The following is a 13,074-nucleotide window of genomic DNA, read 5'->3' on the forward strand; positions in this document are numbered from 1 at the left end:
CATGCTCCCTGGTCCGCCGACTCGGCCCACGGGCGAGCCGCAGCCGCCTGGGCAACAGGGTCAGCACCCTGTCCAGCCGCAGAACGGGGTGGTTTTGCCCCCGAATGCTGTTGTGCCCCAGCAATATTGGCAGCCGAACAACGAGTGGGCAGCCCAGAATCAGTGGCAGGCCCAGAACGGCTGGCCGACGCATGGGCATGGGCAGGGGTATGGGCAGGGTCAGGGGTATGGGCAGTGGGCTCCGCAACCCGGTTCGTGGCCGCAACCGATGTTGCCCGGCCATGTTCCTGTTGTGGTTCCTGCCGTGGCTGCTGTCGTTCAGCCGGATCATCGACCGCTGTCGCAGCCGATGTCGGCGGCCGACCTCGGCGATTCGTTGCTGATCAGGTCGGCAAGTGTCGCTCCGGTGGCCGGGTGGCGTCGTGCGCTGTATCTGATGTCCGGTGGTCGGATCGATGTGGGGAACAGTCCGGCGCAACAGCGACGCCTCGAATTGACCGCGCAGGTCGATCGACCATTGGTGGGGTGCTACCGCGTCGCGGTGCTCTCGTTGAAGGGTGGGGTCGGAAAGACGACGACAACGGCCACGTTGGGCTCGACGTTCGCGGACATCCGCGGTGACCGCGTGATTGCGATCGACGCGAACCCCGACCGCGGAACGCTGGGGCAGAAAGTACCGTCGGAAACGACGGCGACGGTCCGAAATCTATTGCGAGACATGGATTCCTTGGAGCGCTACAGCGACGTTCGGGCCTACACCTCACAGAACGTCCATCGGCTGGAGGTGCTGGCCTCCGATTCGGACCCGGCGGCGTCCGAGGCATTCAGCGGTGACGACTACGACCGAACGGTGACACTGCTCGAGAAGTTCTACAGCATCGTCATCACCGACTGCGGCACCGGATTGATGCATTCGGCGATGGAAAGCATTCTCGAGGGCGCGGACACTCTGGTCGTCGTCAGCTCAGGGTCTGTGGACGGGGCGCGGAGCGCGTCGGCGACATTGGATTGGCTGGATGCTCATGGCTATCGAGAATTGGTGGCCACGTCGGTGGCGGTGGTCAACGCGGTAAGACCGAGGGCGGGAAAAGTCGACTTGCAGAAGGTGGTCGAGCATTTCGAGCAGCGATGCGCTCAGGTTCGGACGATTCCGTTCGACCCGCATCTGGAGGAGGGGGCTGAGATCGAACTGAGCAGGCTTCGTGGACGCACGCGAAAGGCACTCCTCGAAGTAGCTGCGGCGGTGGCAGCAGGCTTTCCGGCCTCGCCCACTACTTCTCGCCGCAGCTGATCGGAAACTTTATTCGCCGACTTCAGTGCCGGCGTCGGTCCCGTCCTTGCCTCCGCGACGAGCGTCCCGGTTGATTTTCCAGAGAAATTCCGGATCGTCATCGGGCCCGACAGTCCGCGGGGGTTCAGGTTGCGTGCTGGGTCCGAATGCCTTCCACAGCAGCACAATCACTGCCACCAAACCGATCAACGCCAATAGATAGATCACGACGCACCTCCTACTACGAGGGTAGCCGTCATGCAACGACCTCCGCACCCGTCGAGCGTCGAAGATTCCTGAGAATGTTCGATGAGTTCGTACGGGTGCGGAGGTCGTTGCCGAAACTGCGCCGAATGGCCTGTCTCAGTGCTGTACGCCGGCTTCGGTCGTCAGAGAAGTCAGCAGCTGCATGACCTCGGTTTCGCGGAAGCGACGGTGTCCGCCGGGAGTGCGGAGCGATCCAAGACGTCCGGCGTGCGCCCAGCGAGTCACGGTCTTGGGGTCGACGTGAAAAAGCGCTGCTACCTGACCCGGTGTGAGAAGTGAGTCCTGAGCTTTGTGGAACGTGGGTGCGCTCATCTGTCGTGTCCTCCTACGGTGCGGTTCTGTGCATTTGCGTCGAACCGGAGATATCGGTCTGCGGTGTTGTGAGCCCCATGGTTGCACTCGGACCCCTAGGTACTCGACTGATACAAGGTTGGTAAAGGGGAGGTAATGGACAAATCGGTCACGCCAGGGGTGGGTGGGAAGCCCTGCACGGCCCGGTAACCTTGAGCTCGTGAGTGATGCGACGAATGCCGACCGAAGCGACCCGACCAGCGGAAACCCCACGCCCGGCCGTTCTGCGAAGAAGTCCCTTGCCATCAATCTCGCCGTGTACACGTTCGCGCGTCTGGCGCTCGTCATCGTCATTGCCGCGATCATCATCGGTGTCGGTTTACTCTTCGGCATCGAGGTTCCGATCCTCGTCGCCGCGATCTTCGGCGTCCTCATCTCGCTGCCGTTGTCCCTGCTTCTGTTCAAGCAGATGCGCATCCGCGTCAACGAGTCCATCGCTGCGGTCGACGAACACCGACGCACCGCTCGCGCGGACCTGCAGTCCAAGCTGCGCGGTGAAGACGGCCGCAAGTGACCACATCGGTGGACCACTCCGGATCGCGTGAGTGGGTCGACAACGCAGTCCGGTTGATCGAAGCCGATTCTCAGCGCAGTGCCGACACACACCTGCTGAGCTATCCACTGCCTGCCGCATGGGGAATATCGCTGTACCTCAAAGACGAATCCACTCACATCACCGGCAGCCTCAAACACCGGCTGGCGCGATCGCTGTTTCTGTACGCGATCTGCAACGGCTGGGTCACCGCGCGAACCACGGTCGTCGAGGCGTCGTCCGGCTCCACGGCGGTCAGTGAGGCATATTTCGCCGGCCTGCTGGGATTGAAATTTGTCGCAGTCATGCCCAGAAGTACAAGTCCCGCCAAGATCGCCCTCATCGAATCGCACGGTGGGCGCTGCCACTTCGTCGACCACCCCGGTGAGATGTACACCGAAGCGCACCGGCTCGCAGCCGAACCCGACTGCCACTACATGGACCAGTTCACCCACGCCGAACGGGCCACCGATTGGCGAGGAAACAACAACATCGCCGAGTCCATCTACGATCAGCTCCGGCTCGAGAAATGTCCCATCCCCGATTGGGTGGTCGTAGGCGCGGGAACGGGCGGAACTAGCGCCACCATCGGTCGATACATCCGATACCGCAGACACGCAACGCGTTTGGCTGTGGTGGACCCAGAGAATTCGGCCTTCATCGGAGGCTACGAAACCGGTGACGCGAGTTTCGAGACCGGTAAGTCCTCACGTATCGAAGGCATCGGGCGACCGCGGGTGGAACCGTCCTTCGTCGGCCAGGTGATCGATCGAATGATCGCGGTGCCCGACGCTGCGTCGGTGGCGGCCGCGAGATTCACTTCGGCTGCGATCGGTAAACGAGTGGGAGGATCCACCGGCACCAACATCTGGGGTGCCTTCGGATTGATCTCCGAGATGATTGCCGCGGGACGCACCGGCAGTGTGGTGACGTTGTTGTGCGACGGCGGAGACCGTTATTCGCAAACCTATTTCGACGACACCTGGGTCGCGGGCCAGGGCATGGATCTCGTCGAACCGACCGCCGCGCTCGAGCAGTTCATCCGCACCGGGGTGTTCTGAGCAGATCTACCAGGTCACGACCATCGACGTCACCGCAGTGACAGCGGCGACCGTCCCGACGGCCGGCCACGCACCGATCTTCTTCGCGAGCGGGTGCGACGCACCGAACGCCACGAGGTACGTCCCGAGCAGTGCGCCGGCACGAGCCGAGCCCGACGACTTCTGCCATTGCGTGGTGCAGACAACGCCGACTGCAGCGAGCACTGCTCCGCCGAGTTGGCGATTGTGCGACCGGCGAGCAACAGCGAAGCCGCCGAGCAAGCCGCCTGCGGCGAGAGCGGATGTGGCGAACGAACGTCGAGCATCATGGTCGGACATGATCGTCACCCTAGCCGAGCCTGCACGCGCAAACTCCGGGCCAGGTGATCTCTCTGCTCGATCACCAAGCGCCGCAACGCAGCCGGTGCCCACTCGTGCTCGGCGAGCCACACGTCTGCACTGTCGGTCGACAATTGCTGAGGAAAGAGGCGAACAACTATCCTCCGTGCGATCTCGATGCTGCGTGAGGTCCACAACGAGGAGATGGACTCGAAATACCGGTCCTCGTACGGTTGAGTGAGGTCCGGTCGGTGACCCGCCCCGAACCCGGTGATGTAGGCGTCGAGAACATCGTTGGACACGTCGTCGCGCTCGGTGATGGAAGTCCACGCGCTCGCTTTGACTGTGGCGTCAGGGATCGCCGTCGCCGCCGCGGTGTGGGCAGTGCGCCCCGAAAGTGTGTCGTCCGAACCGAGTTCGGTATCCAGCTCTGCGATAGTTGCGTGTCCGGTGGCGGCGAGTGCCAGCCAGAATGCCCAGCGCTGATCGGGGTCCAGCCTCAGCCCGGCAATGGTCGCGGTGCCATCGAGCAGGGAGCGTAGATCGTCGGCCAGGAAGTCGTCGAGCTGCGCAGCCGATGCGACCGCCCGCGCCCACACCAACTGCGCGTCGCTTCCGGGTTCGCTCGACTGCAGCTGCCGCCACGACGCTTCGAGCCAATGCCGGGTGGGCTCGTCCCGTCGGTCTTCGGGGAGGTAGTGCGCGAGAGTGTACGCGACGTTGGCCGTGACTGCGGAGAGCAACCCGATCTTGGGTTCGGTTGGCGCGAATCTGGTTGCGATGTCCAGGTATTCGATCGCAGAGAGCTCGGCGTCCCGGGTGGAGTTCCACAGTGCCGACCACACCAGCCCTCGTGCAAGGGGATCGACGATGCGATCGAGGGAGGTCCTCACGGTGGCGGTGGAGCGCTCGTCGAATCGGATCTTGGCGTAGGTCAGATCGTCGTCGTTGAGCAGAACCAGCGCAGAATCGGGGAAGTCGACGGGCGTTCGCGAGTCGGTGATGTCGAGTTCGTAGCGGTGGGTCCTCGTGAGATTTCCGGCCTCGTCCGGATCGTAGAGCCCGACCGCGATGCGGTGCGGACGCGGATCCGTCTGCTCGACGGCGTCGCCGGTATAAGTCAGTGTGGACACGCCGGTGGTCTGCAGCCATGCGCCCGCCCAGGTCTCGAGGTCTCGCCCGCTGGCGGTGGACATCTCGCTCAAGAGATCCGTCAGGGTCGTATTACCGAAGGCATGCGTACGAAAGTAGTTGCGGGACGCTGCGAAAAAGGCGTCGGCACCGACGAACGCCCCCAACTGTTTGAGCACGCTTGCGCCCTTGGCGTAGGTGATGCCATCGAAGTTGAGCTTGGCTGCCTCGAGGTCGGTGATGTCGGCGACGATCGGGTGAGTGGTGGGAAGCTGGTCCTGCAAATAGGCCCACGCCTTTCGGCGGTTCGCGAAACTGACCCAGGCATCGGTGAACCGGGTGGCTTCGGCCGACGCGTACGCACCCATGTAGTCGGCGAACGACTCCTTGAGCCACAGATCGTCCCACCATTGCATCGTGACGAGGTCGCCGAACCACATGTGCGCCATCTCGTGCAGAATCGTGTTCGCCCGAGCCTCGTACTGGGCTTCGGTTGCCGCCGAACGGAATACGTACGATTCGGTGAACGTGACGAGACCGGGGTTCTCCATCGCACCGAGGTTGTATTCGGGGACGAAAATCTGGTCGTACTTACCGAACGGGTACGGATAGTCGAACTTGTCGTGGAAGAAGTCCAGGCCACGCTCGGTGATGTCGAAGATGTCCTCGGCGTCGAAATACTCGGCGAGGGATGCGCGGCAGTACGCGCCGAGCGGGACAGTCAGATCGCCTCGAGTCCAGGACGATTCGACACCGTGGTAAGGCCCGGCCGCAACCGCGGTGATGTACGTCGATATGGGCAGCGTCGGGGCGAACGTGGTGACTGTGCCGTCGGTGACTCCCGCGCGGTTGGACAGGACCGTCCATGCCGGGGGCGCTGTGACCCTCAGCGTGAACGAGGCCTTCAGATCGGGTTGCTCGAAATTCGCGAACACCCGTCGCGCATCGGCAGGTTCGTACTGGGTGTACAGGTAGACGTTGTCGTCGACAGGGTCGACGAAGCGGTGGAGTCCTTCACCCGACCTGCTGTACCGCCCGCGTGCCCGTATCCGAACGACGTTGTGGTCGGCGAGTCCGACCAGTTGAATGCGGGCTCCGTCGTAATCGACCTGCGCAGCGGTGCCGTTGACGGTGACCTCGTCCACGGACGCACCGATGAAATCGACCCATGTCGCCGCCGTCGTCGCATCGAATTCGATGGTCGTCACCGACTCGAAGGTGTCGACGTCCGTGTCCTCGGCGCGCAGGAGGTTCAGATCGACGAGATACTTCACCCCGTCTATGTGGCGCGATCGCCTGCGAGTTTCGGTTCGGGTCAGATTCGCGGTGCTCACCGAACCAACCCTAGGTGATTGTTTTTCACAGGGCGGGTGGGGTGAAGTAGTGACGTCCGAGTGGATCGACGATATGTAGCACTCCATCCGGAAGCAGTTCGGTGCGCCAAAGTTTGCGCGTTTTGAGGTTGTGGTGGAGCCGACAGCGCGGACCGATGTTCGTGAGGATGGTCCAGCCGCCCTTCTCGGGGCGGTGTCGGTCGAATTCGACGATGTGGTCGAGGTCGCATCGTTCCGAGGGCACGTTGCAGCCAGGATGCAGGCAGTACGGGTTCTCGGCTCGAACCTTCGCCGCGAGAGCTCGACTGGGCGTATAGCTCAGCGCGCCTGGCGGCGGGAGTTTCATGCCCCCATGGCCGTCGGGGTACAAGGCGTGGATCCCGATGGGGTCGTCCCCGACGGTGGCACGCCACCGTTCGATCAGCGTTCCCCCACCCGGCCGCGATCGGGTAGCTCTGGTATTCACAGAGCCGGGCGTGGGAAGCCTGGGTGGCGGTGCGTCCGGTGGGATCGTGTTCGGTGATTGGCTCGTCGGCGGCTCGTCCCCCGGTGCAGCGGAAGTGGAACTGCCGCTGCGTGTTCCGTCGGTTGCGGCGCAGTCGGTGTCCGATGGTTCGTTGTCCGCTGTGTCCGGATCATCGTGCTCGGGGGCCCTGTCGCCGTCGCGCGGCGTCAGGCATGTCGCGCACTCGCACAGCAGTGTCTCCCCGCGCATCAAGGCGGTCTGAGCGTCGGCCCGTCGTTGGTCGTCCGACCGCGGATCCTCCGGGTGCAGGCGTATGACCTCGGCGTCGATCCGCGCAAGTTGTTCGTCGGCTTCGCCGTCGGTCATCAGTGTGGTCAGGCTCGACAGTCCTCGTGCCCGGCGACGAAGGCGGATTCGCTTCTCGGTGCGTGCGGCACGCTTGCGTACCGCACGGTCCCAGTCGGCGTCGGCCTCGATGAGCAGTCGATCGATTTCGCGGCCCAGAGCTCCCGGTGCCATCTCCCGGGCGGCCTTGAGAATCTCGGTCTCCAGGGCAACGGCCGTCTCCGGACGGGCATGAAGTAGATGATCGTGGATCGTTCTGACTCGCTCCAGATCGAGGGCACCGTCGATGAAGCCCTGACGCACGAGAGGGCGCAGTTGACGCCACATCTGCACCTTGTTGTTGATGGCGGCAAACGTGGACGACAGAGCCGCCGCCAGTTCACAGACTGCCGAGTTGAACAGATCTTTCTCGGTGACCCCGGTGTCCCACGGTGACGCGCCGGCCGTTCGGCTGCGGACATACTCGTCCAGCAGAGCAAGTTCCGAAGCGACGGCAGCGTTGATCGTCCGTCGCGCTCCCAGAACGTCGGCGAGCGGAGAATGGTCCCCCGTCACCCACGCCGCTTTCCGTAGCCCCATGTCACCCCCCAGCGACTGAAGATCGAACACGTATTCGATCCACTGCGGCAAGTGTAGAACAGGGCACCGACACATTCTTCGGCGCTGGCAGGAGGCGTCAGACCGCGCTGACGGCTCGGGTCACATCGAGTTCGAGTAGGTAGTGATTGATGGCGATTGCAGCCTTCGATCCTGCTGCTGCCGAATTGATGAGCTGGGCGGGGGAATCCGAGACGTTCCCCGCAGCCCACAGGCCGTCGACGCTGGTGAGCCCGGTCGGGTCGGTGGCCACCCAGCCGTTGTCGAGGCGAGTGCATCCGATCGATCGCAGGAGCGCGTCGTTCGGAACGAACGTCGGCCCGACGAACACGACTGTTCGAGGAACGACGGTCCCGTTCGTCAGCTCGATGCCTATGACGCGACCGTCCTGCACAACGATTCGAGCAACCGGTACGTCGACGATTCCGACGGACCGCGCGTCGAGTCGAAGGCGTTCGTTTTCACTCAGTTCGATGCCGTTGGTGAAGAAGACGACGTCGTCCGACCATTGGCGAATCAGCGACGCCTGGTGGATCGTGAACGGTCGGTTGGATCCGCCGACCACGGCTATCGGCTGATCCCGAACTTCGTAGCCGTGGCAGTACGGACAATGCAGCACTCCCGAGCCCCACTGTTCGTGAACGCCGGGGATATCGGGCAGTTCGTCTCGAAGCCCGGTGGCCACCAAGACCGACCGCGAGTGCCGGGACTCGCCGCCCTCGAGGCGGACCTCGAATCCCTCGTCGAGTTCAATTACTTTGCCGCGCAGAATTTCTCCGCCGTATCGGAGGACTTCCTCGCATCCAGCCCGATGCAACTCCTCGGGTGTGGAACCATCGCGCGAGAGGAAGTTGTGAACATGGTCGGCAGGCGCGTTGCGTGGTTCTTCGGCGTCGACAACGATCACTTTTCGGCGGGCGCGAGCCAGAAGTGTCGCGGCACTGAGTCCGGCTGGGCCGCCACCGATTACCACGGTGTCGTACGTCAAGATGCCTCCTCGGTGGTGGGATATGTTGTGAACGTAGCAGAACTGTCAACTAGTTAACGATATTGGTGGTGCCGATGACCGATGCCTCGCTTCGTGAGCTGACCTGTGCACGGTGGGCCGAGTTCAACCCGGAGCTGGACACCTCGCCGATGCAGGTGGTGGCCGAGATCAAGCGCATCGTCGCGCTGCTCGACGTGGCCGTCGAACCGATATACGCCGCGGCCGATGTATCCGTCGCCGAGGTGGAATTGATGGTGCCCCTGCGTTACGCGATCGAACCGGTGACGGCAGCGCGGTTGGCGGAGCTGCTCGGCATGACCCGCGCAGGTGTGAGCAAGACGCTCGGAAAGCTCGAACGCCGCGGCTTTCTGCAGCGCGTGCCCAGCGCCGAAGACCGACGGTCTGCGTCGATCACCCTGACCGATCAGGGGAGGCGCATCGTGGATGATGTATTTCCCCGAGAGCTCGAAGCGCACGGACGATTGTTCGATGTGTTGGGTGCACGTCGAAACCGTGTTCTCGAGGCCCTGACCACGCTCGCCGAGTCGATGGAGTCCGGTCTGCCGTCTCGGTGACGTTCCCGTCGGCCTGTGTCACGGCTACGCTCGCCAACACGTGCGGGGCGATTCGTAAGGCGGACACGATGAACACATTTCAGAAGTCGGCGGCAGGGTTCAACAAGGTCTTCATGGTCGTGATGAAGGCACCGGTGCTCGACAGGGTGCTCGGACGCTCGATGGGCATTTCGACCTACACCGGCCGGAAGTCCGGCAAGAGGATCACATTGCCGCTTGCGATCAGCTGGAAGGGCGAGCACCTGAAGGTCAGGGTGGCTATGCCGGACAAGAAGAACTGGTGGCGAAATTTCGTGGACGGCGGCGGTCGTGTCGATGTCGACCTCGGCGGTGTCCGGTACTCCGGGCTCGCGACGGCGACCCGTGACGACCGTGGGCGGGTGTCCGTCGATATCACTGTGGACCACTGACTTGCGTGTCAATAAAGGTTGACAACCCCCTTTCCGTCAACCTACATTGACATCCATGACCGAAGCCACTGCATTGGCCGCCGCGGCCGCCAGTTCCGATCCGGGGGAGGGGTTGCGTGCCGTAGCCGCACTTCGCCGTCTACTCGAACGTCTGGAAGCCGTCCAGGTTCGCAATGCGCGGAATCAGGGATGGGCGTGGCAGGCGATAGCGGATTCGCTGGGTGTCAGCAGACAGGCCGTTCACAAGAAGCACGGCGGAAAGGGAAGGTAGACAACCATGTTCGAGCGATTCACCACACAGGCCAGGGCGGTCGTCATCAGTGCCCGGCTGCACGCCCGGACGTTGCACTCGGAGCGGGTCGAACCCATTCATCTGTTCCTCGGTGCGCTCGACAAGACCGACGAACCGCTCGGGTCCGCGCTGGCCGAGGCGGGGTTCACCCTCGACAACGCGCTCGAGGACGTGCTGTCGAGGGACGCCCGGGCCCTACGGTCCATCGGCATCGACCTTCACAACGTGATCGACACCGTCGAGACTGCGGTGGGGTTCGGAGACGTCGACCATTCGAACGATTCTCACCTGCCGTTCGCGCCGTCGGCCAAGGAAGCGCTGAAGCTGGCCTTGAAGGAGGCCGTCCGATTGCGGGACAGGGAGATCGGCGTCGAGCACATGCTTCTCGGTGTGATCGCAGGTGCCGATCCATCGTTCACCGAGCTCGTGAGTGTTCGCGGCAGCCTGGACGATCTGCGCGACGCCGTCCTGCTGGTTCGCACGACATAGCTCCGAGCGGGCCCGAACTCTACGATGGGCGCCATGAACTTTCTGATTCGGCTCGTGATCAATGCCGTCGCCATCTGGGTTGCGAACGAATTCGTCGACGGCATCACCGTGACCAGCTCGGGCCGCGGTGACGGGTGGGACATCGTGGTCCTGCTCGGTATTGCGGCCGTGTTGACGATCGTCAACGCGTTCATCAGGCCGATGGTGAAGCTGTTGTCACTGCCGCTGCTGATTCTCACCCTCGGGCTGTTCACTCTCGTGATCAACGCGTTGATGCTGATGTTGACGGGGTGGCTGTCGTCGCAGACCGGTTACGGCCTCGAGATCGTCGGTTTCGCGGCCGCGTTCTGGGGCGCGATCATCATCTCGATCGTGAACTTTCTGCTGGGCGCATTCGTGCCCGAGAAGCGTTAGGCGAACGCCAGCGCCACACCGGTAGCGGCACCCCAGACGAGCATTGCCAGTCCCGAATCACGCAGCGCCGGTATCAATTCGAAGCCGTGAGCACCGCCGCGAACCGGCGAATTGGCGCGCGCAGCGAGGGGTAGCGCGAGCAGAGCGACCAGGGCCCATGGGGTTCGGGCGATCAGCGCGACCGTCATGGCGAACGGGACGACCAGCAGTGCCAGGTGTAGATAGCGTGTGCGGGTATCGCCCAATCGCACTGCGAGCGTCCGTTTTCCGGATTCGGTATCGGTGGGGATGTCCCGAAGATTGTTCGCGACGAGTACGGCACTGGAGAAAGATCCGACGGCTACCGCGGCCAGCACGCCCGCCCAGTCGATCTGCTCGGCCTGCACGTATTGGGTGCCGAGCACGGCGACGAGTCCGAAGAACACGAACACGGCAATCTCGCCGAATCCGCTGTAGCCGTAAGGCTTCGAGCCGCCTGTGTAGTACCAGGCACCGGCTATGCAGATCAGGCCGACGATCACCAACCACCAAGCGCTCGTGGCGGCCAGGACAAGACCTGCGACGGCACCGACCGCGAAGCAGCCGATGGCTGCCCGTTTGACGGCTCCTGCCGAGGCGGCCTTGGAGCCGACGAGTCGGAGTGGGCCGACTCGGTCGTCGTCCGTGCCGCGGATTCCGTCGGAGTAGTCGTTGGCGAAGTTGACGCCCACGATCAGCGCCAACGAGACGATCAGTGCCAGTAGAGCCTTCCACCACACGCCTGCGTCCAGGGACACGGCTGCACCGGTGCCGACGAGGACGGGGGCGATAGCGTTGGGGAGCGTTCGGGGTCGCGCCCCTTCGATCCATTGTGCTGTGGTGGCCATGAGCGACGATCTTTCCGTATCTGCCGGAAGGGTGCGGACGCGGCCGGTCAGAACGGCAGACGCGGCAGTACCGGCAGCGGGATGACAGGCATTTGGACTCCGGGGATCTGCGGTAGCGGCACCGTCGGAGCGGGCGGCGGTGGCGGCGGGTTGTAGTGCGGTTGATACTGCACGTACGGCACGCTGTCGGCGGCCGGAGGTGGTGCAGCTGACGTCGGCGGCGGGGCCGGGATGTCCGGGGTCGGTGACGGTGTGGCGGTGGTGGTCCGTGCAGCCGAGGGTGTCGTGGTCTGCCGGATGCCCTCGTCCACGCTGGCAGGGGTGCTCAGCGGTTGGTCTTCGCTCTCGGAACTCAGGCCCGAGAACAGTCCGACGGCAGCGATGACGCCCACGATCGGTAGCGCGATCAATCCGAGCCGCGCCAGCGCCGGTCGGTGCGAGACGACCGGTGCAATGCGGTCGACGTCGACGCGTGCAGCGTGCACGGCCGCCCCACCTGCAACGACGAGTTCTGGTTGCTCGGGGACGATGATCGGCAGCTGCAGAAACCGTTCGAGTGTCGTGCGGACCAGGGGGACATTGCTCGTACCGCCGATGGCGATGACGGCGTCGGGATAGAACTCGGCTTCGAGCCCCAGTTGGCGGACCGTGGTGGCCGCCTGTTCGGTGGCCCGGGCGATCGACAGCTCGAAGATGTGGCGCTCGAGAAGAATGTGTTCGCCGTCGGGCGTGCTGGTGGTCTCGTGCGTGGACAGTGCCTCTTTGATGCCACGGCAGAATGCCGTCAGAGCAGTGTCCTCGTCGTGTGTGTGCGGCTCCCGCACGATGCCGAGGCCCAGTATGTGTTCCCGAACCACCGCATCGAACGAGGCTCCGCTGATTGCTGTCGTACGAGTCGAGCCATAGGAGCGGCCGGATTCGACGTCGACGATGTCTATGTCGACACCGGTCTCGCCTGCGTCGAACAGGGCGATGGTGCGGTGCTGGCTGGCCAGGCCGGGACGGAGGTACTCGAGAGCAGCGTCGGTCTCGTCGATCAGATGTACGTCCGAGACGTATTCCTCGGCCAGAGCCTTCGTGATGCGATCACGCTCGTCGGCGGTCCGGTACGCAATGCCCAGTGATTGCGGCGCGTCCGGGCGGTCGACGATTCCGCGAACGACCCGCGCGACGTCCTCGGGGGAGGGGGAGAGCTGCCAGTCGTCGAAGGGAGCGGCGTCTGTCCACGTGCCGTCTTCGGTCGTCCGAGACGTGCGGATGCCGCACGTTCCCAGGGACACACCTACCGACGAACGCATCTCCAACCGGCCTCTCCTGTACGGCGACGTGGACACTGTACCGTCTCGAGGTTTGATTAGAGGTCCAAAA

Annotated in this window: 16 protein-coding genes; 8 read left to right on the forward strand and 8 right to left on the reverse strand. The window is 63.6% G+C overall.

Features of this window, described 5'->3' with window-relative positions; genetic code table 11:
• Position 1 precedes the first annotated feature (1 nt).
• A complete protein-coding gene (locus tag ASH04_RS03620; protein WP_082519169.1) occupies positions 2-1,291 on the forward strand; it encodes a MinD/ParA family ATP-binding protein in 1,290 nt (429 codons plus the stop codon).
• Between the two features lie 9 nt (positions 1,292-1,300).
• On the opposite strand, the gene ASH04_RS27100 is transcribed toward ASH04_RS03620, so the two are convergent.
• Together ASH04_RS27100 and ASH04_RS03630 are read right to left on the reverse strand one after the other, a co-directional pair.
• The gene (locus tag ASH04_RS27100; RefSeq protein WP_027498326.1) at positions 1,301-1,498 is read right to left on the reverse strand and encodes a membrane protein; all 198 of its coding nucleotides are present in this window, start codon (positions 1,496-1,498) and stop codon (positions 1,301-1,303) included.
• A 135-nt stretch (positions 1,499-1,633) separates the two neighbouring features.
• Positions 1,634-1,849: a BldC family transcriptional regulator gene (locus ASH04_RS03630; protein ID WP_027498325.1), complete on the reverse strand. Its 216-nt coding sequence runs from the start codon at positions 1,847-1,849 to the stop codon at positions 1,634-1,636.
• Positions 1,850-2,048: 199 nt separating this feature from the next.
• Between ASH04_RS03630 and ASH04_RS03635 the strand changes: the two genes are divergently transcribed.
• A complete protein-coding gene (locus tag ASH04_RS03635; RefSeq protein ID WP_082519146.1) occupies positions 2,049-2,402 on the forward strand; it encodes a DUF4229 domain-containing protein in 354 nt (117 codons plus the stop codon).
• Entirely contained in the window at positions 2,399-3,481 is a 1,083-nt protein-coding gene (locus ASH04_RS03640; protein ID WP_057472745.1) for a PLP-dependent cysteine synthase family protein, read from the forward strand. Before ASH04_RS03635 ends, ASH04_RS03640 begins: the two co-directional genes overlap by 4 nt.
• A 6-nt stretch (positions 3,482-3,487) precedes the next feature.
• On the opposite strand, the gene ASH04_RS03645 is transcribed toward ASH04_RS03640, so the two are convergent.
• From ASH04_RS03645 to ASH04_RS03660, 4 genes are all read right to left on the reverse strand, one after another.
• Positions 3,488-3,799: a hypothetical protein gene (locus tag ASH04_RS03645; RefSeq protein WP_027498322.1), complete on the reverse strand. Its 312-nt coding sequence runs from the start codon at positions 3,797-3,799 to the stop codon at positions 3,488-3,490.
• 5 nt (positions 3,800-3,804) lie between these two features.
• Complete coding sequence (pepN, locus tag ASH04_RS03650; RefSeq protein WP_057472746.1) at positions 3,805-6,264, reverse strand: aminopeptidase N; 2,460 nt, start codon at positions 6,262-6,264, stop codon at positions 3,805-3,807.
• A 25-nt stretch (positions 6,265-6,289) separates the two neighbouring features.
• A complete protein-coding gene (locus tag ASH04_RS03655) occupies positions 6,290-7,684 on the reverse strand; it encodes an HNH endonuclease signature motif containing protein (RefSeq protein WP_057472747.1) in 1,395 nt (464 codons plus the stop codon).
• 67 nt (positions 7,685-7,751) lie between these two features.
• Positions 7,752-8,660: an NAD(P)/FAD-dependent oxidoreductase gene (locus ASH04_RS03660; RefSeq protein ID WP_032399446.1), complete on the reverse strand. Its 909-nt coding sequence runs from the start codon at positions 8,658-8,660 to the stop codon at positions 7,752-7,754.
• A 74-nt stretch (positions 8,661-8,734) separates the two neighbouring features.
• On the opposite strand from ASH04_RS03660, the gene ASH04_RS03665 reads away from it, so the two are divergent.
• From ASH04_RS03665 to ASH04_RS03685, 5 genes are all read left to right on the forward strand, one after another.
• Positions 8,735-9,235 carry a MarR family winged helix-turn-helix transcriptional regulator gene (locus tag ASH04_RS03665; RefSeq protein WP_052061312.1) on the forward strand — a complete coding sequence of 167 codons (501 nt, stop codon included), beginning with the start codon at positions 8,735-8,737 and terminating at the stop codon, positions 9,233-9,235.
• A gap of 68 nt (positions 9,236-9,303) precedes the next feature.
• Positions 9,304-9,645 (forward strand): hypothetical protein, encoded by a 342-nt coding sequence (locus ASH04_RS03670; protein ID WP_057472925.1) that lies wholly within the window; start codon positions 9,304-9,306, stop codon positions 9,643-9,645.
• A gap of 55 nt (positions 9,646-9,700) precedes the next feature.
• Complete coding sequence (locus tag ASH04_RS03675) at positions 9,701-9,916, forward strand: hypothetical protein (protein WP_032365231.1); 216 nt, start codon at positions 9,701-9,703, stop codon at positions 9,914-9,916.
• A gap of 6 nt (positions 9,917-9,922) precedes the next feature.
• Positions 9,923-10,426, forward strand: a complete 504-nt coding sequence (locus ASH04_RS03680; protein WP_052053120.1) for a Clp protease N-terminal domain-containing protein — start codon at positions 9,923-9,925, stop codon at positions 10,424-10,426.
• 33 nt (positions 10,427-10,459) lie between these two features.
• Positions 10,460-10,840, forward strand: a complete 381-nt coding sequence (locus ASH04_RS03685; protein WP_032390699.1) for a phage holin family protein — start codon at positions 10,460-10,462, stop codon at positions 10,838-10,840.
• Here ASH04_RS03685 and ASH04_RS03690 read toward each other — a convergent pair.
• Together ASH04_RS03690 and ASH04_RS03695 are read right to left on the reverse strand one after the other, a co-directional pair.
• On the reverse strand, positions 10,837-11,706 hold the full coding sequence (locus ASH04_RS03690; protein ID WP_032375571.1) for a 1,4-dihydroxy-2-naphthoate polyprenyltransferase: 870 nt from the start codon (positions 11,704-11,706) through the stop codon (positions 10,837-10,839). The two genes, ASH04_RS03685 and ASH04_RS03690, sit on opposite strands and share 4 nt — an antisense overlap.
• 47 nt (positions 11,707-11,753) lie before the next feature.
• Positions 11,754-13,004: an Hsp70 family protein gene (locus ASH04_RS03695; protein WP_057472748.1), complete on the reverse strand. Its 1,251-nt coding sequence runs from the start codon at positions 13,002-13,004 to the stop codon at positions 11,754-11,756.
• Positions 13,005-13,074: the final 70 nt, after the last annotated feature.

This window comes from Rhodococcus sp. Leaf233, from assembly GCF_001426165.1.
In the GTDB taxonomy this organism is placed as follows: Bacteria; Actinomycetota; Actinomycetes; order Mycobacteriales; family Mycobacteriaceae; genus Rhodococcoides; species Rhodococcoides fascians.